18 protein-coding genes are annotated in these 21,995 nt (G+C 38.3%); all 18 read left to right on the forward strand.

What is annotated here, in order from left to right; translation table 11 throughout:
- Positions 1 to 19: 19 nt before the first annotated feature.
- The 18 genes from BLP98_RS03710 (at position 20) to addA (ending at position 21,984) form a co-directional block, all read left to right on the forward strand.
- Positions 20 to 1,045 carry a diacylglycerol kinase family lipid kinase gene (locus BLP98_RS03710; RefSeq protein WP_074481978.1) on the forward strand — a complete coding sequence of 342 codons (1,026 nt, stop codon included), beginning with the start codon at positions 20 to 22 and terminating at the stop codon, positions 1,043 to 1,045.
- A gap of 339 nt (positions 1,046 to 1,384) precedes the next feature.
- On the forward strand, positions 1,385 to 1,588 hold the full coding sequence (locus BLP98_RS03715) for a F0F1 ATP synthase subunit C (protein WP_021141992.1): 204 nt from the start codon (positions 1,385 to 1,387) through the stop codon (positions 1,586 to 1,588).
- A gap of 38 nt (positions 1,589 to 1,626) precedes the next feature.
- A complete protein-coding gene (gene atpB, locus BLP98_RS03720) occupies positions 1,627 to 2,346 on the forward strand; it encodes a F0F1 ATP synthase subunit A (protein WP_074481979.1) in 720 nt (239 codons plus the stop codon).
- A 14-nt stretch (positions 2,347 to 2,360) separates the two neighbouring features.
- Entirely contained in the window at positions 2,361 to 2,858 is a 498-nt protein-coding gene (atpF, locus tag BLP98_RS03725; protein ID WP_074481980.1) for a F0F1 ATP synthase subunit B, read from the forward strand.
- Positions 2,858 to 3,394: a F0F1 ATP synthase subunit delta gene (locus tag BLP98_RS03730; RefSeq protein WP_074481981.1), complete on the forward strand. Its 537-nt coding sequence runs from the start codon at positions 2,858 to 2,860 to the stop codon at positions 3,392 to 3,394. The genes atpF and BLP98_RS03730 overlap by 1 nt, the downstream gene beginning before the upstream one ends.
- Positions 3,395 to 3,409: 15 nt before the next feature.
- Positions 3,410 to 4,915 carry a F0F1 ATP synthase subunit alpha gene (gene atpA, locus BLP98_RS03735; protein ID WP_074481982.1) on the forward strand — a complete coding sequence of 502 codons (1,506 nt, stop codon included), beginning with the start codon at positions 3,410 to 3,412 and terminating at the stop codon, positions 4,913 to 4,915.
- A gap of 14 nt (positions 4,916 to 4,929) precedes the next feature.
- Positions 4,930 to 5,808, forward strand: a complete 879-nt coding sequence (locus tag BLP98_RS03740; protein WP_074481983.1) for a F0F1 ATP synthase subunit gamma — start codon at positions 4,930 to 4,932, stop codon at positions 5,806 to 5,808.
- A 67-nt stretch (positions 5,809 to 5,875) separates the two neighbouring features.
- Entirely contained in the window at positions 5,876 to 7,282 is a 1,407-nt protein-coding gene (atpD, locus tag BLP98_RS03745) for a F0F1 ATP synthase subunit beta (RefSeq protein WP_039697146.1), read from the forward strand.
- A 12-nt stretch (positions 7,283 to 7,294) separates the two neighbouring features.
- Positions 7,295 to 7,711 (forward strand): F0F1 ATP synthase subunit epsilon, encoded by a 417-nt coding sequence (locus tag BLP98_RS03750; protein ID WP_074481984.1) that lies wholly within the window; start codon positions 7,295 to 7,297, stop codon positions 7,709 to 7,711.
- A 144-nt stretch (positions 7,712 to 7,855) separates the two neighbouring features.
- Positions 7,856 to 8,092, forward strand: a complete 237-nt coding sequence (locus BLP98_RS03755) for a DUF1146 family protein (protein WP_074481985.1) — start codon at positions 7,856 to 7,858, stop codon at positions 8,090 to 8,092.
- Positions 8,093 to 8,153: 61 nt separating this feature from the next.
- Complete coding sequence (gene murA, locus BLP98_RS03760; RefSeq protein WP_281402429.1) at positions 8,154 to 9,428, forward strand: UDP-N-acetylglucosamine 1-carboxyvinyltransferase; 1,275 nt, start codon at positions 8,154 to 8,156, stop codon at positions 9,426 to 9,428.
- 2 nt (positions 9,429 to 9,430) lie between these two features.
- On the forward strand, positions 9,431 to 9,619 hold the full coding sequence (locus BLP98_RS03765; RefSeq protein WP_074481987.1) for a DNA-directed RNA polymerase subunit beta: 189 nt from the start codon (positions 9,431 to 9,433) through the stop codon (positions 9,617 to 9,619).
- 120 nt (positions 9,620 to 9,739) lie between these two features.
- A complete protein-coding gene (locus tag BLP98_RS03770; protein WP_074481988.1) occupies positions 9,740 to 10,606 on the forward strand; it encodes a DNA/RNA non-specific endonuclease in 867 nt (288 codons plus the stop codon).
- A gap of 291 nt (positions 10,607 to 10,897) precedes the next feature.
- Positions 10,898 to 11,941 (forward strand): phenylalanine--tRNA ligase subunit alpha, encoded by a 1,044-nt coding sequence (pheS, locus tag BLP98_RS03775; RefSeq protein ID WP_014334511.1) that lies wholly within the window; start codon positions 10,898 to 10,900, stop codon positions 11,939 to 11,941.
- Positions 11,942 to 11,975: 34 nt separating this feature from the next.
- A complete protein-coding gene (locus BLP98_RS03780; protein WP_074481989.1) occupies positions 11,976 to 12,500 on the forward strand; it encodes a GNAT family N-acetyltransferase in 525 nt (174 codons plus the stop codon).
- 69 nt (positions 12,501 to 12,569) lie between these two features.
- Positions 12,570 to 14,975: a phenylalanine--tRNA ligase subunit beta gene (gene pheT / locus BLP98_RS03785; RefSeq protein WP_074481990.1), complete on the forward strand. Its 2,406-nt coding sequence runs from the start codon at positions 12,570 to 12,572 to the stop codon at positions 14,973 to 14,975.
- 150 nt (positions 14,976 to 15,125) lie between these two features.
- Positions 15,126 to 18,368 (forward strand): ATP-dependent nuclease subunit B, encoded by a 3,243-nt coding sequence (gene rexB / locus BLP98_RS03790; protein WP_074481991.1) that lies wholly within the window; start codon positions 15,126 to 15,128, stop codon positions 18,366 to 18,368.
- Positions 18,358 to 21,984 (forward strand): helicase-exonuclease AddAB subunit AddA, encoded by a 3,627-nt coding sequence (addA, locus tag BLP98_RS03795; RefSeq protein WP_074481992.1) that lies wholly within the window; start codon positions 18,358 to 18,360, stop codon positions 21,982 to 21,984. Before rexB ends, addA begins: the two co-directional genes overlap by 11 nt.
- Positions 21,985 to 21,995 lie beyond the last annotated feature (11 nt).

Below are 21,995 nucleotides of genomic sequence, written 5' to 3' on the forward strand. Positions count from 1 at the left end.
CTTTTTGAGGTAATATAATATGGTCAAAAAACAAAAACGAGCACGTTTAATCTATAATCCGACCTCTGGCCAGGAAATTATGAAGAAAAATGTTGCCGAAGTTCTAGATATTTTAGAAGGCTTTGGTTATGAAACTTCTGCCTTTCAAACAACACCTGAAGAAAATTCAGCTCGCAATGAAGCTGAGAGAGCAGCAAAGGCTGGTTTTGATTTAGTCATCGCTGCAGGTGGTGACGGAACGATTAATGAGGTTGTTAATGGAATTGCTCCGCTAGAAAAACGACCAAAAATGGCAATCATTCCAACAGGTACGACAAATGACTTTGCGCGTGCCCTTAAGATTCCTCGTGGAAATCCCGTTGAAGCTGCAAAAATTATTGGTAAAAACCAACTGATTCACATGGATATTGGTCAAGCGCGTGAGGATACGTATTTTATCAATATCGCTGCTGCAGGTTCATTCACAGAATTGACTTACAGTGTGCCCAGTCAGTTGAAAACCATGTTTGGTTACCTAGCTTATTTGGCAAAAGGGGTTGAGCTTCTACCAGGAATTCGTACGGTTCCAGTTCGCATCAAACATGAAAAAGGTGTCTTTGAAGGTGATGTGTCAATGATTTTTGCAGCCATCACTAATTCAGTAGGTGGCTTTGAACAAATCGCTCCAGATGCTAAACTTGATGATGGTAAGTTCACTTTGATTTTAGTGAAAACAGCTAACTTGATTGAGATTTTACACTTGATTCGTTTGGTACTTGATGGTGGTAAACATATTGGTGATAAACGTATTGAATATATCAAGACAGATTCCTTGGAAATTGAACCATTATCAGATAAGAAGATGATGATTAATCTGGATGGTGAATACGGTGGAGATGCTCCAATCAAACTTCGTAACCTTAAAAATCACATTACTTTCTTTGCTAATACAGATGAAATTTCAGATGATGCCTTGGTTTGGGATCAAGAAGATTTGGCACTAGAAGCGATCGCTCAAAAATTCGCTCATGAAGTTGAAGATTTAGACGATTCAATGGATAAATAATTCACGTTAGATAAAGTTATTTTCTTCTATAATAATAGTAGAAAAGGCTTTCAGTTTGGTGTGAAAACGAAGTGAAAAAGTAGTTTTTGGACATTATGTCTAGTTTTGTATTTTCCAACATGGTTTGTATAGAAAATCTACCATAAAATGTTAGTAAATAAGGCTTAAAAAGCCTAAAGGGAAGCGGATTTAGCCGTTTCTCTTTTTGTATCGCAAAAAAACTAAACAAAGGTTAAGTATAGTTCGAGAAAACGTTTCCGAAAATGGTGATTTCGTTGACAATTCACCAAAATAGGACTAAAATAACGAGGTAAAAAATTTTAAAAGGAGATTCATATCATGTTGAATTTAAAAATCTTAGCACTTGGTCTTGCCGTACTAGGAGTTAGTCTTGGTGAAGGTATCCTCGTTGCCAACATTGCAAAATCTGCAGCACGTCAACCTGAAATGTTCAGTAAATTGCAAACAATTATGTTCCTTGGAGTAGCCTTCATCGAAGGTACATTCTTCGTCCTTCTTGCATCTACATTCTTCGTTGGATAAGTCTAACTAAGAACTTTTAAAAAGAAGGAGGGATAAAGTTGGAAACACCTGTAAATCCAACAGCGCATGTCTTTGGTATTGAGTTTGACTTAACCATTTTAGCGATGTCTCTCTTGACGGTGATTATTTCCTTCGGTATCATTTTTTGGGCAACTCGAAAAATGACTTTAAAACCTAAAGGAAAACAAAATTTCATTGAGTATGTCTACGAGTTCGTACAAAATACGATTAAACCTAATCTTGGAGATTACACTCCTAAATACAGCTTGTTGATGTTCACGTTCTTCTTTTTCATTCTGATTGCTAACAACCTTGGGTTGCTAGTAAAATTGGAGTCTGATGATTATAACTTTTGGACATCTCCAACATCAACTTTCATGGTCGATTTTACTTTGTCTTTAATCGTCGCGATTGTTGTCCATGTTGAAGGTATTCGAAAAAAAGGTGTCAAGGCATATTTGAAAGGCTATCTAAGTCCTTTCCCAATGATGCTTCCAATGAACATTTTAGAGCAATTTACTAACGTATTATCACTTGCTCTACGTTTGTTTGGTAACATTTATGCTGGTGAAGTCGTTACTGCTTTGATTGTAGGCTTTGGTACAAAAAGCTTAGTTTTTGCACCATTTGCATTTGCTCTTAACTTGGCTTGGGTTGCTTTCTCAGCCTTTATCGGATGCATTCAAGCATATGTATTCACTATTTTGTCATCTAAATATATCTCAGAAAAACTCCCAGAAGATGAGGATGAATCTTAAGAAAGGAATAATCAATGGAAACACTAATCAATAGTACAAGTATTGGTAATATTATTATTACTGCTGGTTCAGTGATCCTTTTGTTGGTTCTCATCAAACTTTTTGCTTGGGAACAATTGACAGGGATCTTTACCGCTCGTGAAGAAAAAATTGCTAATGATATTGATGGTGCAGAAGCAGCACGTAAAGAAGCAGAAGCTCTTGCTGCTAAACGCCAAGAAGAGTTAGCTGGCGCTCGTACTGAGGCAACACAAATTATTGATGATGCCAAAGAAACTGGTAAAAATCAAGAGGCTAAAATCGTCGCTGAAGCACGCGAAGAAGCTGGCCGCTTGAAAGCTAAAGCTAATCAAGATATTGAACAAAGTAAAGCAGAAGCTCTTTCAAGTGTTAAAAGTGATGTTGCTGATTTGACTGTTCTTTTGGCAGAAAAAATCATGACAACAAACCTTGATAAAGAAGCTCAAAGCAATCTCATTGATAGCTATCTTGACAAGCTAGGAGATGCCTAATGGATAAAAAGACACAAGCTCTTGTTGAGCAATATGCGAAAAGTCTCGTAGAAATTGCTATTGAAAAAGACAGTTTAGCTGAACTCCAATCAGAAACAGAAGCTTTGTTGTCTGTTTTTGAAGAGACAAACTTAGCTGACTTCTTGTCAAGTTTAGTCGTTTCACGTGATGAAAAAGTAAAACTTGTTAGGTTGCTTCAAGAGTCTAGTTCAGTTTACATGAACAATTTTCTTGAGGTAATTTTACAGAATGAACGAGAAGCGTTCTTGAAAGCCATCTTAGAAGGTGTTCAAAAAGATTTTGTTATCGCAACAAACCAACACGATATTGTTGTAACAACTGCGGTAGCTTTAACTGATGAACAAAAGGAACGTATCCTAGCTTTGGTAGCTGATAAATTTGGCGTTAAAGCAGGAAAACTTGTTGAAAACATTGACGAGTCAATCCTTGGTGGATTTGTCATCAATGTTAATAATAAAGTAATTGACACAAGTATTCGTCGTCAATTGCAAGAATTTAAAATGAATTTGAAATAGAAAGTGGTGTGACTTTTGGCAATTAATGCACAAGAAATTAGCGCTTTAATTAAAAAGCAAATTGAAAACTTCCAGCCAAATTTTGACGTCACAGAAACTGGTGTTGTCACTTATATCGGTGATGGTATCGCTCGTGCTCGTGGTCTTGATAATGCCATGAGTGGAGAACTTCTTGAATTTTCAAATGGTGCTTTCGGTATGGCTCAAAACCTTGAGTCAAATGACGTTGGTATCATCATTCTTGGAGACTTCTCTACAATTCGTGAAGGTGATGAAGTTAAACGTACTGGTAAAATCATGGAAGTGCCAGTAGGTGAAGCTCTTATCGGTCGTGTTGTTAACCCACTTGGTCAACCAGTAGATGGTCTTGGTGAAATCAAGACAACTGCTACACGTCCAGTTGAAACACCTGCGCCTGGCGTTATGCAACGTAAATCAGTTTCTGAACCACTCCAAACAGGTCTTAAAGCGATTGACGCTTTGGTTCCAATTGGACGTGGTCAACGTGAATTGATCATTGGTGACCGTCAAACAGGTAAAACATCTGTTGCGATTGACGCAATTTTGAACCAAAAAGGACAAGATATGATTTGTATCTATGTTGCGATTGGTCAAAAAGAATCAACTGTTCGTACACAAGTTGAAACACTTCGTAAATACGGTGCCCTTGATTACACAATCGTTGTGACAGCCTCAGCTTCACAACCTTCTCCATTACTTTACATCGCTCCATATGCTGGTGTTGCAATGGCTGAAGAATTCATGTACAACGGAAAACATGTCTTGATTGTTTATGATGATCTATCAAAACAAGCGGTAGCTTACCGTGAACTGTCACTTCTTCTTCGTCGTCCACCAGGACGTGAAGCTTACCCAGGTGATGTCTTCTATCTTCACAGCCGCTTGCTTGAACGTTCTGCGAAAGTTTCTGATGCTCTTGGTGGTGGTTCAATTACAGCCCTTCCGTTTATCGAAACACAAGCTGGTGATATCTCAGCTTACATCGCAACTAACGTAATCTCAATCACTGACGGACAAATCTTCTTGCAAGAAAATCTTTTCAACTCAGGTATTCGTCCTGCAATCGATGCTGGTTCTTCAGTATCACGTGTTGGTGGTTCAGCACAAATCAAAGCAATGAAGAAAGTTGCTGGTACACTTCGTCTTGACTTGGCTTCTTACCGTGAACTTGAAGCCTTCACTCAATTTGGTTCTGACTTGGATGCCGCAACTCAAGCTAAACTTAACCGTGGACGTCGTACAGTTGAAGTGCTTAAACAACCTGTTCACAAACCACTTCCTGTTGAAAAACAAGTTGTAATTCTTTACGCACTTACTCATGGTTTCTTGGATGATGTGCCAGTAAATGACATCCTAGCATTCGAAGAAGCTTTGTATGATTACTTTGATGCACACTACGAATCAATCTTTGAAACTATCCGTACAACCAAAGATTTACCAGAAGAATCTGTCTTAGATGCAGCTATTCAAGCCTTTAAAGATCAGTCAGAATTCAAATAAGAGGGAGGTAGCATATGGCAGGCTCTCTTAGTGAAATCAAAGGGAAAATTATTTCAACTCAGAAAACAAGTCATATTACTGGTGCCATGCAAATGGTATCAGCTGCAAAATTGACTAAATCTGAGCAAGCAGCAAAAGATTTCCAAGTTTACGCTTCAAAAATTCGTCAAATCACAACTGACTTATTGAAATCAGAACTTGTTAATGGTTCTAAAAATCCAATGTTAGCCGCTCGTCCTGTTAAAAAGACTGGTTATATTGTAATCACATCTGATAAAGGACTTGTTGGCGGTTATAACTCAAAAATCCTTAAAGCAATGATGGATCTTATTGAAGAATATCATGCTAAGGACGATAGTTATGCCATCATTGCCATTGGTGGTATTGGTGCTGATTTCTTTAAAGCTCGTGGAATGAACGTTGTCTTTGAATTGCGTGGTTTGGAAGATCAGCCATCATTTGAACAAGTTGGAAATATCATCGCAAAATCTGTTGAGATGTATAAAAACGAATTGTTCGATGAATTATATGTATGTTACAATCACCACGTGAACAGCTTGACTAGTCAAGTTCGTGTGCAACAAATGCTTCCAATTGCTGAATTGGATGCTGATGAAGCAGCAGAAGAAGGTGTAAGTGGATTTGAATTGGAACCAAATCGTGAAATGATTTTAGAACAACTCTTGCCACAATATACTGAAAGCCTTATTTATGGTGCCATTGTTGATGCTAAAACTGCTGAACATGCCGCTGGTATGACAGCTATGCAAACAGCCACTGATAATGCCAAAAACGTTATTAACGATTTGACTATTCAGTACAACCGTGCACGTCAAGCTGCTATTACACAAGAAATCACAGAAATTGTAGCAGGTGCTAACGCACTAGAATAAAATGTGAGTGCTTTTTAGCCTCATAAAAAAGGGAGAGACTCCCTAAAAAATCTAAAAGGAGAAAAACATGAGCTCAGGCAAAATTGCTCAGGTTGTAGGTCCAGTTGTCGACGTTGCGTTTGCTGCTGGTGATAAACTACCTGAGATTAATAATGCATTGATTGTTTATAAAGATGGCGATAAATCTCAAAAAATCGTGCTCGAAGTTGCTCTTGAACTTGGAGACGGTCTTGTACGTACTATCGCTATGGAATCAACTGATGGGCTTACACGTGGATTAGAAGTTTTTGATACTGGTCGTCCAATCAGTGTACCAGTTGGTAAAGAAACTTTGGGTCGTGTGTTTAACGTTCTCGGGGATACAATTGACCTTGACGAACCATTTGCAGAAGATGCACCACGCGAACCAATTCACAAAAAAGCACCAGCTTTTGATGAATTATCAACATCATCAGAAATCCTTGAAACAGGTATCAAAGTTATTGACCTTCTTGCCCCTTACCTAAAAGGTGGTAAAGTCGGACTATTCGGTGGTGCCGGTGTTGGTAAAACCGTTCTTATCCAAGAATTGATTCACAACATTGCCCAAGAACACGGTGGTATCTCAGTATTTACCGGTGTTGGGGAACGTACACGTGAAGGTAATGACCTTTACTGGGAAATGAAAGAATCCGGCGTTATCGAAAAAACAGCCATGGTCTTCGGTCAAATGAATGAACCACCTGGAGCACGTATGCGTGTTGCCCTTACTGGTTTGACTATCGCTGAATACTTCCGTGATGTTGAAGGACAAGACGTGCTTCTCTTCATCGATAACATCTTCCGTTTCACTCAAGCAGGTTCTGAAGTATCAGCCCTTCTTGGTCGTATGCCATCAGCCGTTGGTTACCAACCAACATTGGCAACTGAAATGGGTCAATTGCAAGAACGTATCACATCAACTAAAAAAGGTTCTGTTACATCAATCCAAGCCATCTATGTGCCAGCCGATGACTATACTGACCCAGCGCCAGCAACAGCATTCGCTCACTTGGATTCAACAACTAACCTTGAACGTAAGTTGACTCAAATGGGTATCTACCCAGCCGTTGACCCTCTTGCTTCAAGTTCACGTGCCCTTGCACCAGAAATTGTTGGTCAAGAACACTACGAAGTAGCAACAGAAGTTCAACGTGTTCTTCAACGTTACCGTGAATTGCAAGATATTATTGCCATCCTTGGTATGGATGAATTGTCAGACGAAGAAAAAACATTGGTTGGACGTGCTCGTCGTATCCAATTCTTCTTGTCACAAAACTTCAACGTTGCTGAACAATTTACAGGTATGCCTGGTTCATACGTACCAGTTGCTGAAACTGTTCGTGGCTTTAAAGAAATCTTGGAAGGTAAATATGATGATCTTCCAGAAGATGCTTTCCGTAACGTAGGTCCAATCGAGGATGTAGTTGAAAAAGCTAAGAAAATGAATTACTAATGAGGTGATACCATGACATTTATGACTGTTCAGGTAGTAACACCAGATGGTATTCGCTATGATCACCATGCTAATTTTATTTCAGTAAAAACACCGGATGGTGAGATGGGGATTTTGCCAGAACACATTAACCTCATTGCTCCGCTAACAGTTCACGAAATGAAAATTCGTCGTACAGATGATGACAATCACGTGGACTGGGTAGCTATCAACGGTGGTATTATTGAGATTAAAGATAATCTTGTGACAATTGTTGCAGATTCTGCAGAACGTGAACGCGATATCGATGTTAGCCGTGCAGAACGTGCTAAACTTCGTGCAGAACGTAAATTGGAACAAGCTCAAAGTACTCACGATATCGACGAAGTACGTCGTGCACAAGTTGCACTTCGTCGTGCTTTGAACCGTATCAGTGTTGGTAACAAATAAACATAAAAAGTCTGAGATTTTATCTCAGGCTTTTTTGTTTTTGCAACTAGTTATTTTGATGTTTTTTTGATGATAGTTTGCTGAAGAAGTTTTAGACTTGTGAACTTTTTTGTTGTCAAAAATGAAATCTGATATAATAGTTTTATGGAAATTTTAAATAGTTCAGTGACTTTAATTAGTCATCTTGTTTTTATTGCAATGACGCATCAAATACTCCGTCAGTTATTTGATTGGTCAAAACTTATTAAGAACACACCTGAAAATATTGGTCGACTTAAAGTATTTATTCTTTTATTGAGTATTGCGATTGGTTACATGGTCAGCCATTTTATTTTAGAAATTATTACTGTAAGTCAGAGTTTTTTCTTTGGTTTTCAATAAAAGCAATAATTGATAAACTATGATATAATTTTGATATTATAATATAAGAATGGAGTTCATTTTGGATAAAATTATTATTGAAGGCGGTAATACACGCCTAGAAGGAGAAGTAATCATTGAAGGAGCTAAGAATGCGGTTCTTCCTCTTCTTGCAGCGACAATTTTACCGAAGGAAGGAAAAACAGTTTTAACAAATGTTCCAATCCTTTCAGATGTCTTTACGATGAATAATGTTGTCCGTGGTTTAGATATTCAAGTCGATTTTGATGAAGCTAACAATACTATTGAAGTTGATGCTTCTGGAGATATTTTGGATATTGCCCCATATGAATATGTTAGCAAGATGCGTGCTTCAATCGTTGTTTTAGGACCAATTTTAGCACGTAAAGGTCATGCCAAAGTTTCAATGCCTGGTGGTTGCACTATTGGAAGTCGTCCAATCGACCTTCACCTTAAAGGTTTGGAAGCTATGGGGGCAAAAATCACACAAGCTGGTGGTGATATTACAGCCACAGTTGATGGTAAACTTAAAGGGACAACAATTTATATGGATTTCCCATCAGTTGGTGCGACACAAAACTTGATGATGGCAGCAACTTTGGCAGATGGTGTGACCGTTATTGAAAATGTTGCACGTGAACCAGAAATTGTTGATTTGGCAATGTTGCTTAATAAGATGGGGGCTATTGTTAAAGGTGCCGGTACTGAAACCCTAACAATTACTGGTGTTGATAGTCTTCACGGTGTTGAACACGATGTTGTTCAAGACCGTATCGAAGCTGGGACATTTATGGTAGCAGCAGCGATGACATCAGGAAATGTTCTTGTTAGAGATGCAATCTGGGAACACAATCGTCCTTTGATTTCTAAATTGATTGAAATGGGTGTTACGGTTATTGATGAACCTGAAGGAATTCGTGTAATTGCTGATACGGCAAAATTAAAACCAGTAACGGTTAAAACACTTCCTCATCCAGGTTTCCCTACGGATATGCAAGCTCAATTTACAGCTTTGATGGCAGTTGTTAATGGTGAGTCAACAATGATTGAAACTGTTTTTGAGAATCGTTTCCAACATTTGGAAGAAATGCGTCGTATGGGATTGCAATCAGAAATTATGCGTGATACTGCAATGATTCACGGTGGTTATGAATTGCAAGGTGCGCCTGTAATGTCTACAGACCTTCGCGCTAGTGCAGCTTTAATTTTAACAGGGATGGTTGCTAAAGGAACAACAACAGTTGGTCGTTTGAATCACCTTGATCGTGGTTACTACAAATTCCATGAAAAATTAGCTAAACTCGGAGCAAATATTAAACGTGTAAGTGAGGCGTAAAAATGACAAGTGGCTGGAAATACGTAGCAAAACAATTAGGATTAGTTCTAGTGGTTGCTCTTTTGGCTTGTTTATTCTTAGCAGTTGGGTTGATGGTAGGATATGGCGTCATTGGTGACGGTAAAAATCCACTTTCTATTTTATCGCTTGATAAATGGCAATCCATTATTGGTAAGTTTACAGGGCAATAAGATATAGTATTTTAGAGCAGCTTTATGGCACCTTTGAAGGTGTGTGAATATCGAAGTGGGATAATCGACTTTATGATTTTGATAAAGTACGATGTTCCACTTTTTTGGTGAAAGGATTTTATGGCTAAGAAATCAAAACTGTCTAAACAGACGAAATCATTTATTTCTTTAATCGTTTTATTAATTAGTATTGGCGCTGGTTGGCTGACAACATCGGATTCAAGTGATCCAGTTAATCAGCTGGTTTCCATGATTACAGGCGAATCAGCTACAAAAGTATCATCAAATCATTCTAGTTCGAATCAAGCAACGCCAAGTCAAGAATTGGCTGAAACAGTTTTGACAGATAATGTTAAGGTTCAGCTTGGTTCAAATTTAGAATGGAATGGGGCAGGTGCTTATTTAGTTAATGGAAACAAAACGTCTTTGAATGCAAGAGTATCAAGTAAGCCTTATGCCAATAATAAGACAAAACTTGTTCAAGGGCAGACAGTTCCGACCGTCGCAAATGCTTTGTTAAGCAAGTCAACACGACAATATCGAAGTCGTGAGGAAACAGGAAATGGTTCAACTTCATGGACACCAGCTGGGTGGCATCAAGTGCAAAATCTTTCAGGGACATATAGTCATGCGGTAGATCGTGGTCATTTGCTTGGCTATGCTCTAGTTGGAGGATTAAAAAGTTTTGATGCTTCAACTAGTAACCCTGATAATGTAGCCACACAAACAGCTTGGGCAAATGAAGCGAGTTCAGAAGATTCAACAGGTCAAAACTATTATGAAGGTCTTGTCAGAAGAGCACTTGATCAGAATAAACGTGTTCGCTACCGTGTGACATTAATCTATGATGGTGATAATATTCTCTCAAGTGGAACGCATCTGGAAGCTAAATCATCTGATGGCAGTTTAGAGTTTAATGTCTTTATTCCAAATGTGCAAAGTGGCTTGACCATTGATTATTATTCAGGTCAGATTAGTGTGAATTAGTCAATGATATTCAACCTTGTCAAATGACAAAAAATTTGCTAGAATGGGTTGTAAATTGAATAGTGTCTTATGAGACTAGTAACCTTATGGCAGTTTAACAGGGAATGGAAGTCGTGACTGGAAGCTTCCTAGATGAAAGTTTGGCGAATTCACTCATGTTAAAGACGATGAATTAAGGTCTGCTAGTCAGATAAAAAACGGATGGTACCGCGTGTCAACGCTCCGCTATGGGAGTGTGGCACGCTTTTTTCGTTTAAAAACATTAGGGGTTTACCCAAGGAAGGAATTTTAATGGATTTACAAGCGCAGTTAGAGGAATTGAAATCATCTACGCAAGCTAAATTAGCTGAAATGCGTGGAAACAATGCAAAAGAACTTCAAGAATTACGTGTGCAAGTTCTTGGTAAAAAAGGATCATTGACAGAATTGTTGAAAGGTTTGAAAGATCTTTCTAAAGAAATGCGTCCAGTTGTCGGAAAACAAGTTAACGAAGTGCGTGATGTTTTGACAAAAGCTTTCGAAGAACAAGCTAAAATTGTTGAAGCTGCTAAAATCAAAGCACAATTGGAATCAGAAAGCTTGGATGTCACTCTTCCAGGACGTCAAGTCAACCTTGGTAACCGTCATGTTTTGACACAAACAAGTGAAGAAATTGAAGATATTTTCCTTGGTATGGGATTCCAAGTTGTTGATGGTTATGAAGTTGAATCTGACTATTACAACTTTGAACGTATGAACTTGCCAAAAGATCACCCAGCACGTGATATGCAAGATACTTTCTACATTACTGAAGAAATCTTGCTTCGTACTCACACAAGTCCAGTACAAGCACGTACTCTTGATAAACACGACTTTTCTAAAGGTCCTTTGAAAATGATCTCACCAGGACGTGTTTTCCGTCGTGATACTGATGATGCTACTCACAGCCACCAATTCCACCAAATTGAAGGTCTTGTTGTTGGTGAAAACATTTCTATGGGTGACCTAAAAGGAACGCTTGAAATGATTATCAAGAAAATGTTTGGTGAAGATCGTAAAATCCGTCTTCGTCCATCATACTTCCCATTCACTGAACCATCAGTAGAAGTTGACGTTTCATGCTTCAAATGCGGTGGTAAAGGATGTAACGTATGTAAGAAAACTGGTTGGATTGAAATCCTTGGTGCCGGTATGGTACACCCACGCGTCTTGGAAATGTCTGGCGTTGACTCAGAAAAATATTCTGGCTTTGCTTTTGGTCTTGGTCAAGAACGTATTGCAATGCTTCGTTATGGTATCAATGATATCCGTGGCTTCTATCAAGGCGATGTCCGTTTCTCAGATCAATTTAAATAATAACTGATTAATGAAAAACGCTTGGAGAAAAGATATGTCAGAAATAAAAGTTGAAAAAGTCACTTTGGATAAATTAGCAATCTTACGAGAACTTAGTATCCAGACTTTTCGTGAAACCTTTGCTTTTGATAATACCGAAGAAGAACTTCAACAGTTTTTCAATGACAATTACACTTTAGAGCAACTTGAAAAAGAAGTTACAGATTCAGAATCTGATGTTCGATTTGTCTTAGTTGATGGGCGTGAGGTTGGTTTTTTGAAGGTCAATTGGGGCGCTGCACAGACAGAACACAAACTTGATAATGCTTTTGAAATTCAACGCATCTATATTCTTAGCGAGTGTCAAGGGCTCGGATTAGGCAAGAAATTATTTGAGCTGGCGCTTGATATGGCTAAGGCAGGCGGATTTGATTGGGCTTGGTTAGGTGTCTGGGAAGGCAATGTCAAAGCTCAAGGTTTCTACCGTAAATACGGCTTTGAAAAATTTTCAGAGCACTCATTTAAAGTTGGCGATAAAGTAGACACAGATTGGCTTATGCGAAAAGCCTTAAAAGAATAAGAGTAGAAAGGGATAAAGAAGCTTACCTGTCAAACGTATTTTGACTGCGAAAAGCTTTTAACACATATTATGTTAGTAAGTTATAAATGGTTAAAAGAGCTTGTTGATGTTGATGTAACAACACATGAGCTTTCTGAAAAAATGTCAACAACAGGGATTGAGGTTGAAGGAGTTTCATCACCATCTGAAGGATTGACAAAATTGGTTGTTGGTCACGTTGTTTCTTGTGAAGATGTTCCAGAAACTCATTTGCACCTTTGCCAAGTAGATACTGGTGATGATGAATTGCGCCAAATCGTTTGTGGTGCTCCAAACGTTACTGCAGGTATCAAAGTTATCGTAGCTGTACCAGGTGCACGTATTGCTGATAACTACAAAATCAAAAAAGGTAAAATCCGTGGTATGGAATCACTTGGTATGATTTGCTCACTCCAAGAACTTGGTTTGCCAGAATCAATCATTCCAAAAGAATTTTCAGACGGTATTCAAATCTTGCCAGAAGATGCTAAACCAGGTGACAGCATTTTCCCATACCTTGATTTGGATGATGAAATTGTTGAGTTGTCAATCACACCAAACCGTGCAGATGCCCTTTCAATGCGTGGGGTTGCACATGAAGTAGCTGCTATCTACGGAAAAGAAGTTCACTTCCCAGAAAAAGAACTTAAAGAAGTTTCTAAAGCTGCAAAAGACGTTATCGATGTTGCTATCGAGTCTGACAAAGTCTTGACTTACAAAGCACGTGTCGTTGAAAACGTGACTGTTAAACCAAGTCCACAATGGTTGCAAAACCTTTTGATGAACGCTGGTATTCGTCCAATCAACAATGTTGTCGACGTGACAAACTACGTGCTATTGTACTTCGGTCAACCAATGCATGCTTTTGATTTGAATAAATTTGAAGACAATAAAATCGTCGCTCGCAATGCGCGTGCTGGTGAAAAATTGGTTACACTTGACGGTGAAGAACGTGAATTAACAGAAGAAGATCTTGTTATCACAGTTGCTGACAAACCAGTTGCTCTTGCTGGTGTGATGGGTGGACAAGACACTGAAATTGATAACAACTCTAAAAATGTTGTTCTTGAAGCTGCTGTCTTTGATGGAACTTCAATCCGTCGTACTGGAGCACGTTTGAACCTTCGTTCAGAAAGCTCAGCTCGTTTTGAAAAAGGTATTAACTATGCAACGGTTGATGAAGCTCTTGATTTTGCAGCTGCAATGCTTACAGAATTAGCTGAAGGTGATGTTCTTTCAGGTCGTGTTGAAGCTGGTTCAGTTCCAACTGATGATGTTGAAGTTTCAACAACCCTTGATTATGTTAACGTTCGCTTGGGAACTGAATTGACATATGCTGATATTGAAGATGTCTTTGCTAAACTTGGCTTTGGATTGTCAGGAAATGCTGATAAATTCACAGTTTCAGTACCACGTCGTCGTTGGGATATTGCTATCCAAGCTGACTTGGTTGAAGAAATTGCTCGTATTTACGGTTACGAAAACCTTCCAACAACACTTCCAGAAGCTGCTGGTACTGCAGGTGAATTGACAGCAACACAAAAATTACGTCGTAAAATGCGTTCTATCGCTGAAGGTGCTGGATTGACTGAAATCGTATCATACGCTTTGACAACACCTGAAAAAGCAACTGAATTCACATTGCAACCAAGCAACTTGACTGAATTGATGTGGCCAATGTCAGTAGAACGTTCAGTTCTTCGTCAAAACGTTGTTTCTGGTATGCTTGATACGATTGCTTATAACGTTGCTCGTAAAAACAGTAACATGGCAATCTACGAAATTGGTAAAGTCTTTGAACAAAAAGGTAATCCAAAAGAAGATCTACCAAATGAAGTTAGCACATTTGCCTTTGCTATTTCTGGTTTGGTAGCTGAAAAAGATTTCCAAACAAAAGCAATTCCAGTTGATTTCTTCTATGCTAAAGGTATCGTTGAAGCAATCTTTAATAAACTTGATTTGACAGTTGATTATGTTGCCGAAAAAGGTCTTGAAAGCATGCACCCAGGTCGCACAGCAAGTATTTACTTGGACGGTCAATTAGTTGGTTTTGTTGGTCAAGTTCACCCACAAACTGCTAAAAACTACAATGTTCCAGAAACTTATGTTGCTGAATTGAACTTGGATGTTATCGAAGCTGCTCTTCAAGCTGATAAAGCATTCGTAGAAATTACTAAATTCCCAGCAGTTTCTCGTGATATTGCTTTGCTATTGCCAAAAGCAACTACTCATAAAGATATTGTCACTGCAATCGAATCAGCTAAAGTGAAACGTTTAACAGACATCAAACTCTTTGACGTGTATGCTGGTGCAAACATTGCTGAAGGAATGAAATCAATGGCATACAGCTTAACATTCCAAAATCCAAATGATAACTTGACAGATGAAGAAGTTACAAAATACATGGATAAAATCACTAAAGTCCTTGTTGAACAACTTGGAGCAGAAGTTCGTTAATCAGTAGATCTAAGATTAGGCTATTTGGGTTAATATAAATAAAACCACCGCTACGAAAGTAGTGGTGGTTTTTGGGTGTTTATCAAAAGTCCAAACCTATACCAGAATTTGGTATAATAAGATTATCTATTGACTTGACGAAGGATTATTATGAAATTATTATATACAGATATTCAGTTTGATATGACTGAAATTTTGGCAAGAGAAGCTGCTAAGCAAGCTGAAGCTGGAAAGCGTGTCTTCTATATTGCTCCCAACTCTTTGTCTTTTGAAAAAGAAAGGGCTGTTTTAGAGCTTCTGTCTGATCAGGCGTCTTTTGCGATTACGATTACCCGTTTTGCTCAAATGGCGCGCTATTTTGTCTTAAATGAACCACAGACGAAGGAGTCTATTGATGACAATGGCTTGTCCATGATTTTTTATCGTGCACTGTCCCATTTTTCGGATACGGATTTGAAAGTTTTTGGGCGTTTGAAGCAGGATACTAATTTTATCAAGCAATTGGTTGATTTGTATAAAGAATTAAAAACGGACAATATGACCGTGCTTGATTTGACGGAATTGCATTCAGCTGAGAAACAGGAAGATTTGGTGAAAATCTTTTTGGCTGTGAATGATATTTTGCTGGCTAATCAATACGATAATCAAAGTAAGATTGCTTTTTTTGCTAAACAGGTGGCTGCTGGGCATTTAGATGCTGCGCTTGAGAATGTGGTTCTTGTTATTGATGGCTTTACCCGTTTTTCAGCAGAAGAAGAGCATTTAGTGAGCCTTTTAGAAGAAAAATGTGCTCAAGTTATTATCGGAACTTACAGTAGTCAGAAGGCTTATAAGGCTAATTTTTCAACGGGCAATGTCTATCAAGCCAGTTTGGATTTTCTGCGTTCCTTGGCAGCAAAATTTCAAACACAACCACAGTATGTTGAGAGTTCGCAAAAATCACAAGAAGCTTTTGCTAAATTATCAAAATTATTTGAAGCTAAACATGACTTCACAACATCAGATATCACATTGACAGATGATGATAAAAAACATTATGCGATTTGGGATGTGATTAATCAAAAAGAAGAAGTTGAACATGTGGCAAAAGCCATCCGTCATAAGCTTTATCAAGGGTATCGCTATAAGGATATTTTAGTTCTTTTGGGAGATGTGGATAGCTATCGTCTTCAAATTGGTAAAATTTTTGATAAATATGATATTCCTTATTATTTTGGTAAAGCTGAGTCAATGAGTGATCATCCTTTGGTGCATTTTATTGATTCTTTGGAGCGCGTGAAGCGTTATCGTTTTCGTACTGAAGATGTCGTCAACCTCCTGAAAACTGGTCTTTATGGTTCCTTCAAGCAAGATGATTTGGATCTTTTTGAGCAGTATTTGATTTATGCAGATATCAAGGGGCAAAGTAAATTTGCTAAAGAGTTTACCATTGCTTATAAAGGTGAGGAGCATTTAGATTTTGTTAATGGTATGCGTGAGCAAATCATGTTACCTTTGTTAACCTTATTTAAGGCGCAAAAACAGCTTGGTTCAAGTTTGCTTGAAAAGCTGATGACTTTCTTGCGTACGATTTCTTTGCCAAATAATTTGGAAAATATGGTAGCTACTTTCTCAGAAAATGAGCAAGAAAAGCACGAGCAAGTGTGGCGAACATTTACAGGGATTTTAAGGCAGTTTCAAACTATTTTTGGCCAAGAAAAATTATCTTTAGATGAATTTCTATCGCTTCTAAGGAGCGGTATGTTGGCTGCGCAGTACCGTGTGGTACCAGCAAGCGTTGATGTGGTTTCGGTGAAATCATATGATTTGGTAGAACCGCATACCAATAAATTTGTCTTTGCTTTGGGGATGACACAGTCTCATTTTCCAAAAATTGCTCAAAACCGTAGTTTGATCTCTGATGAAGAACGTGCTAAGGTCAATGAAAGTACAAATGAACACCAGCGCTTTGATATCATCAGTCGCGAGAACATTAAGAAAAATCATTTTGCTGCTTTGTCACTATTTAATTCAGCAACCGAAGAATTGGTCTTAAGTTTACCTCAAATTGTTAACGAATCTGAAGACAAGGAATCTTCTTATCTTGCGGAATTAGCTAGCTTTGGTGTGCCTGTTTTGGTTAAGGGACGAAATCGCTTGTCGACAGATGCTGAAGACATTGGAAATTACAAAGCGCTCTTATCTCGTGTGATTGAGGTTAATCGCTTGGCTATTGAAGAAGACCGCGAGCTTAGCAAAGAAGAGCAAACCTTCTGGTCAGTAGCTGTACGTTATCTTCGTAAAAAACTGGCTAACGAAGGTGTTGAATTGCCACTGATTAAGGATAATATGCAGACCAAACCAGTTTCTGCCGAAGTGATTGAGACACGTTTTCCAAGTGATCAACCGATTAATTTATCTTCTTCTGCGGTGACAACTTTTTATAATAACCAATACAAGTATTTCTTGCAGTATGTCCTTGGGTTACAGGAAGTTGAGACAATCCATCCGGATGCTAGAAATCACGGGACTTATCTTCACCGTGTCTTTGAATTGGTCATGAAAGATGGTTCAAATCAACCATTTGATCATAAACTCAATCGTGCTATCCAAGCAACGAATTCAGAAGATGCTTTCAAATTTGTCTACGAAGAAGATGAGGAAAGTCGTTATTCATTGACGGTCTTGGAAGATATCGCAAGAAGTACTGCAACAGTTTTACAGCAAGATGCTCAGATTCAGGTAGAAAGTGAAGAAGAACCATTTGAATTAATGATTGCAAATGCTATTCGTATCCGAGGTATTATTGACCGTGTTGACCGTTTGTCAGATGGTAGTCTTGGTGTCGTTGATTACAAGTCAAGTCATAATACATTTGATATTCAAAAGTTCTACAATGGCCTTAATCCACAATTAGTGACTTACATGCAAGCTCTTCGTGATAAGAAGGAGAGAAGTGAGTCTGATAAGATTTTTGGTGCCATGTATCTACACATGCAAGAACCTAAGGTAGATTTGTCATCGGTGGCTACAACCGATAAGATTTTGGAGAATTTGTCTAAAGAGTTGCGCTACCGTGGCTTGTTCTTAGAAGATGAAAAAGGCTATTTATCAAATGGAAATTATCATCTTAATGATTCTGTTTACACGCAAGAAGAGTTAGATATTTTACTAGCTTACAACCAAAAATTATTCCTTCAAGCAGCTGAGCAGATTAGACAAGGACACTTTTTGATTAATCCTTACAGTGAGGATGGTAAGACGGTTAAGGGTGATCAATTAAAAGCTATTACTCGTTTTGAAGCTGATCGTCATATGCCATATGCTCGCAAGTGGTTTAAATTACCAAGAAAAGACAGACGTCAAGGCTTTTTGAACTTGATGCAAGAAGAGGAGGAGAAAGATGACCTTTAAACCTTTTTTAACGGCTGAAGACATTTCTTCTCTACAACAAGAAGAGGCTCAGTCGTCTAAAACACAAAAACGAACTCCTGAACAAATTGAAGCCATCTACAGCTATGGCAATAATATTCTAGTATCAGCGTCTGCTGGTTCAGGGAAAACCTTTGTTATGGTCGAACGCATTATTGATAAAATTTTGCGTGGGATTACTGTAGATCAATTGTTCATCTCAACCTTTACAGTTAAGGCTGCAGGAGAATTGAAAGAGCGTCTTGAGAAAAAAATTAGCCAAGCGCTACAAGCAACAAAGGATAATGATTTAAAAACCTATCTTAATGAGCAGTTGCTAGGCTTGCAAACAGCTGATATTGGGACCATGGATGCTTTTACGCAGAAGTTGGTCAACCAGTATGGTTACACTTTAGGAATTTCACCAACTTTTCGCATCATGACGGATAAAAGTGAACAAGATATTGTTAAAAATGATGTCTTTTCAGATCTTTTCTCTGATTACATGACAGGAAAGAATAAGGATGTTTTCCGTAAATTAGTTCGTAATTTTTCAGGCAATCGCAAAGACAGTTCAGCTTTTCGAGGAATTGTCTACAAGATTTATGATTTCAGTCAAGCAACTGACAATCCGAAAAAATGGTTAGCAGAAGTCTTTTTAAAGGGTGCTAAGACCTACACAGACTTTTCAGCTATTCCTGATCAAGAAGTTTCAGATTTTTTAACTTGCTTACATGACACAGCTAATCAGTTGCAAGACGTAACGGATTTAGAAGATTATAAGCAAAAAACGGCTAAGGGTACACCAACAGCGGCTTATAAAAAGCATTTGAACATGATAGAGCATTTGCATGAATGGGCTATGCATTTTGAGACTTTGTATGGCCGTGATGGTCTTGGTCGTTTGGCTGCTGACGTAGCTGATTTAATTCCGTCAGGTCCAGCAGTGACTGTGGCAGGAGTGAAATACCCCGTTTTTAAAACTCTTCAGGGACGTTTGAATGGATTGAAACATTTAGAAACTATTTTCAACTATCAATCGGAAAGTCTTCCCTTGTTGGAGCTCTTGCAAGCATTTATGCAAGATTTCTCAGAGCAGTATTTGCAAGCTAAAATTCAAGAAAATGCTTTTGAGTTTTCAGACATTGCGCATTTTGCTATTCAAATTTTGGAAGAAAACCCTGATATTCGAGAACTGTATCAAGAAAAATATCATGAAGTCATGGTCGATGAGTACCAAGATAATAACCACACGCAAGAACGTATGCTTGAATTATTATCAAACGGTCATAATCGTTTCATGGTGGGAGATATTAAGCAATCGATTTATCGTTTTCGCCAGGCTGATCCGCAAATTTTTAACCAAAAATTCAAGGATTTCCAAGAACATCCTGAACACGGACAACTGATTTTACTTAAAGAAAATTTCCGTAGTCAATCAGAGGTTTTAGATGCAACAAATAGTGTTTTCACACATTTAATGGACGAAGCTGTTGGGGAAATTTTGTATGATGGCATGCATCAATTGGTAGCTGGTAGCCCCGCACAAAAAGAAGTTCATCCAGAAAATGAGACTCAGGTTCTGATTTACGATACTGATGATAGTAGCGATTTACCAGAAAATGCTGAAGATGAGCAAATCAATCCTAATGAAGTGAAATTGGTGGCTAAAGAAATCATTCGTTTGCATAATGAGGAAGATGTTGCCTTTGAAGATATTACCTTGTTAGTATCATCACGCACACGTAATGATAGCATTTTACAGACCTTTGAGCATTATGGTATCCCTTTGGTAACTGATGGCGGTGAGCAAAATTACCTCAAATCAGTTGAAGTAATGGTGATGCTTGATACGCTTAGAGCATTGGATAATCCGCTCAATGACTACGCTTTGGTAGCTCTTATGCGCTCACCGATGTTTTCTTTCAACGAAGATGACCTTGCTCGTCTGGCACTTCAAACGATAGAAGATGAGCACAAAGTTAATTTGTACCAAAAACTAGAACATGCTTTGGCTAATCAAGGTCAGCATGCAGAATTGGTAACACCAGCTTTACGTGAAAAATTAAAAGATTTCATGACTTGCTTTAGCAAGTGGCGTGATTTTGCCAAATGGCATTCGCTATATGATTTAATCTGGAAGATTTATAATGAGCGTTTTTATTATGATTATGTGGGGAATTTACCACGCGCTGAACAGCGTCAAGCTAACTTATATGCTCTAGCACTTCGTGCCAATAATTTTGAAAAGACAGGCTTTAAAGGTCTATCACGCTTTATTCGCATGATTGATAAGGTTCTTGAAAGCGAAAACGACCTTGCTGATGTTGAAGTGGCACTTCCTAAGCATGCGGTTAATTTGATGACCATCCATAAAAGTAAAGGTCTTGAGTTTAAGTATGTCTTTATTTTGAATATTGATAAGAAATTCAGCATTCAAGATATGATGTCACCTTTGATTTTGTCACGTCAAAATGGTGCCGGTATCAAATATTTAGCTGACATGCGAGAAGAGTTGGATACCGATGCTTTTCCAACTGTCAAAGTTAGCATGGATACATTACCTTATCAGCTCAATAAACGTGAGCTTCGCTTAGCGACTTTATCTGAACAAATGCGACTTTTCTATGTTGCCATGACGCGTGCAGAAAAGAAACTTTATCTGGTTGGTAAGGCTAGCTCTGAAAAACTGGTTGATAAATACAGCGGCAAATCCGAAAATAACCACTTACCAGTAGCAGAGCGCGAAGCCTTTATGACTTTCCAAGATTGGATGCTAGCCATTCATGAGGCCTATAAGGAATTACCATTTACGGTTGAATTCGTCACAGATGACGATCTTACCGAGGAAAAGATGGGGCAGATTGAAGTCAAGTCAGCTATCACACCAGATGATTTGAAAGATAATCGTCAGTCTGAAGATATTGCTGAAGCTTTAGATAGACTAGAGGCTGTTGAAAAGCTAAATACTAAATATCAAGCGGCGATTAATCTTCCAAGTTTGAGAACACCAAGTCAGGTTAAGAAGCTATACGAGCCAGTTATGGATGCAGATGGTGTTGATGTCATGACAAAATCTTATCAGGCTAAACTTACATTTGATCTTCCAGACTTTTCAAAGAAAACAAAAGTAGAAGCGACAGCGATTGGTTCTGCCATGCACGAACTTATGCAGCGTATCGCTTTATCTTCTCAAGTGACTTTAGAGGATATTACGACGGCTTTGACACAAGTCTCAGCTGAAGATGAGGTGAAGTCACGTATTCATCTTGAAAATGTTTTAGATTTCTTTGAAACTTCTGACCTTGGTCAGTTGATTCAGAAAAATATTGACAAGATTTATCGTGAAGCACCTTTTGCCATGCTAAAAGAAGACCCTGAAAGTGGCGAAAGCTTCGTTGTCCGTGGGATTGTCGATGCTTATCTAGTTCTAGAAGATCGTATCATTCTTTTGGATTATAAAACTGATAAATACACAAATAGCCAAGAAATCAAGGAACGCTATCAAGGGCAAATGGCATTATATGCTGAGGCTCTTAGCAAGTCATATCATATTGAACAAGTTGATAAATACCTTGTTTTACTTGGTGGAGAACGTTTAGAAGTTGTAAAACTGTAACATAAAAAAGT

The organism is Streptococcus equinus, from assembly GCF_900104225.1.
Classification (GTDB): Bacteria; Bacillota; Bacilli; order Lactobacillales; family Streptococcaceae; genus Streptococcus; species Streptococcus equinus_D.